At 60.5% G+C, this 2,614-nt stretch carries 1 protein-coding gene; it reads left to right on the top strand.

The genetic code is table 11. From position 1 onward, the window contains the following. Positions 1 to 317 precede the first annotated feature (317 nt). Positions 318 to 2,396: a prolyl oligopeptidase family serine peptidase gene (locus tag VGY55_15185; GenBank protein HEV2971317.1), complete on the top strand. Its 2,079-nt coding sequence runs from the start codon at positions 318 to 320 to the stop codon at positions 2,394 to 2,396. The last annotated feature ends 218 nt before the right edge of the window (positions 2,397 to 2,614 follow it).

The following is a 2,614-nucleotide window of genomic DNA, read 5'->3' as shown; positions in this document are numbered from 1 at the left end:
ATCGCGTCGAGCCCCGCTTCCAAATCCGCGAGCGTTAAGAAGAACTGATCGCTCATAGCCTTTTCAAAACACAAAGGACACGAAGCTCACACCAAGAACACGAAGATGAGTCCTTTGTGGCCTTAGTGACTCCTTTGTGCGCTTTGTGTTAAACAAGAACAACGACCTTTCTCATTCCGATTGGTCCGCGCCAGCGGGCTGTGTTTCGTGCGTGGCTCGCTTGAATCGACGACTGATCGCTTCTGGCGAGCGACGGGGGCTGCACCTACAATAGACGCCGAGTCAGGCCCATCACCCCTCCGATCAAGGGCATTATAATGTTCCACCCCCTGTTCTCCACCATCGCGGCGGGAATTCTGTTCATGGCGACCGACGCTCAGACGAAAGACGATCCGTACTCTTGGCTTGAAGAGATCACCGGCAAGCGGGCGCTCGAATTCGTCGAGGCCCAAAACGCGGTCACGCTCAAAGAGCTGCAATCCGAGCCGGAATACTCGCAAACGCAATCGCAGGTGCTGGAGATTCTCAACTCGCACGATCGCATTCCCTTCGTCCGCAAGATGGGCGAGTTCTACTACAACTTCTGGCAAGACGCCGCCAACCCGCGTGGTCTCTGGCGGCGAACGACGCTCGACGAATATCGCAAGGCGAAGCCGGTGTGGGAGACCGTGATCGACGTCGACGCGCTGGCGAAGGAGGAACACGAAAACTGGGTCTGGGGCGGCGCGAACGCCCTGCCGCCGAAATACGAGCGGGCGATGATCTCGCTCTCCCGCGGCGGCGGCGATGCCAAGGTCGATCGCGAGTTCGATCTCAAGTCGAATAAGTTCGTGGCCGACGGCTTTTCGCTCCCCGAGGCGAAGAGCCAAGCGGCCTGGCGCGATGAAAACACGCTCTACGTCGGCACCGATTTCGGCCGCGGCTCGCTCACCGACAGCGGATATCCGCGACTTGTCAAACGCTGGAAGCGGGGCACGCCGCTGGCCGACGCCGAGACCGTGTTCGAGGGGGAAAAGACCGACGTCTCGGCCGGCGCCTGGGTCGATCACACGCCCGGCTTCTTCCGCGAAGGATTTTCGCGCGAGGTGGCGTTCTATAACAGCCGGACGTTTTTGCTCGTCGGCGGCAAGCCAATCATGCTCGAAGTGCCGCACGATGCGATGCCCGAGTTGTTTCGCGAGTGGATCATCGTTCGGCTGCGGAGCGATTGGAAGACGGAGGGCAAGACGTATAAAGCCGGCTCGCTGCTCGCAGGGCATCTCGACGAATTCTTGCTCGGCAAGCAGGCGTTTGAAGTGCTGTTTGAACCAAAACCGCGGATCGCCTTGCAACACGTCGCCTCCACCCGCGACTCCCTCGTCCTGAACATCAGCGATAACGTGCACACGCAGATCATCGAAGCCACGCCGGGCGACAAGGGCTGGCAGCGCCGCACGATGAAGCTGCCCGGCACCGGCACGGCCAATGCCTCGGCCGTCGATCCCGATGAGTCGAACGACCTGTGGGTGAACTACCAGGACTTTCTCAACCCCGGGGCACTTTATCTCACGAAGGTCGGCGAAGACCCGAGCGAACCGCTCAAGACGCTGCCGGCGTTCTTCGACGCCGTCGGCATGGAGGTGAAGCAGTTCGAGGCCACGTCGGCCGATGACACGAAGGTGCCGTACTTCGTGGTCGGCAAGCGCGAGGCGATCGACTCGGGCCACGCCCCGACGATCCTTTACGGTTACGGCGGGTTCGAGATTCCCATGTTCCCGCATTATAACGCGGGCGTCGGCAAGGCCTGGCTCGAGCGGGGCGGAGTTTACGTGCTCGCCAATATCCGCGGCGGCGGCGAGTTCGGCCCGCAATGGCATCAAGCGGCGCTCAAGGGGAACCGCCAGCGGGCGTTCGACGATTTCGAGGCGGTCGCCGCCGATCTCGTGAAACGCGGCATCACCGAAACGAAGCATCTCGGCATCATGGGGGGCAGCAACGGCGGCCTCTTGGTCAGCACGGTGGCCGTGCAGCGGCCCGAACTGTTTCACGCGGTCGTCTGCCAGGTGCCGCTCACCGACATGCGGCGGTACAACAAGCTCCTGGCCGGGGCAAGCTGGATGGCCGAGTACGGCGACCCCGACAAACCGGAGGAATGGGCCTATCTCTCGAAATACGCCCCGTACCAAAACGTCAAACGCGGCGGGAACTACCCGCGGATCCTCTTCACCACCTCAACCCGCGACGACCGAGTCCACCCGAGCCACGCCCGCAAGATGTTCGCCAAGATGAAAGACCAAGGCCACGACGTGCTCTACTACGAAAACACCGAAGGCGGCCACGCCGGCGCGGCGAACAACGAGCAACGAGCCAAAATGGCGGCGCTGGAATACACGTTTTTGTGGAAGATGCTGAGGTAAAGGCAATTCAAATGCTTGCGCGACGAGTTTCCGATACAATAGGTGAATGATACGTTTGGCGCGTTTAGCATTGGGATGACCTTCGATGGCAGGAATCTTGCTTTCTTCCGCTGCCGGACCGACTGATCGGCTCTTCACCGCCGCCGATTTGCCATTGTTTCCCACACATTTGCCCTCAGACGATGTTGATTACGAACTCGACCATGGAAGAATCATCG

It is taken from the genome of Pirellulales bacterium (assembly GCA_035939775.1).
In the GTDB taxonomy this organism is placed as follows: Bacteria; Planctomycetota; Planctomycetia; order Pirellulales; family DATAWG01; genus DASZFO01.
Note: the sequence above shows the minus strand (reverse complement) of the source record. Positions and strands in the feature narration are given on the sequence as shown.

Bases quoted from the DNA above. Each gene is read 5' to 3' on its own strand.
- VGY55_15185 (HEV2971317.1), top strand. From the start codon at position 318: ATGTTCCACCCCCTGTTCTCCACCATCGCGGCGGGAATTCTGTTCATG.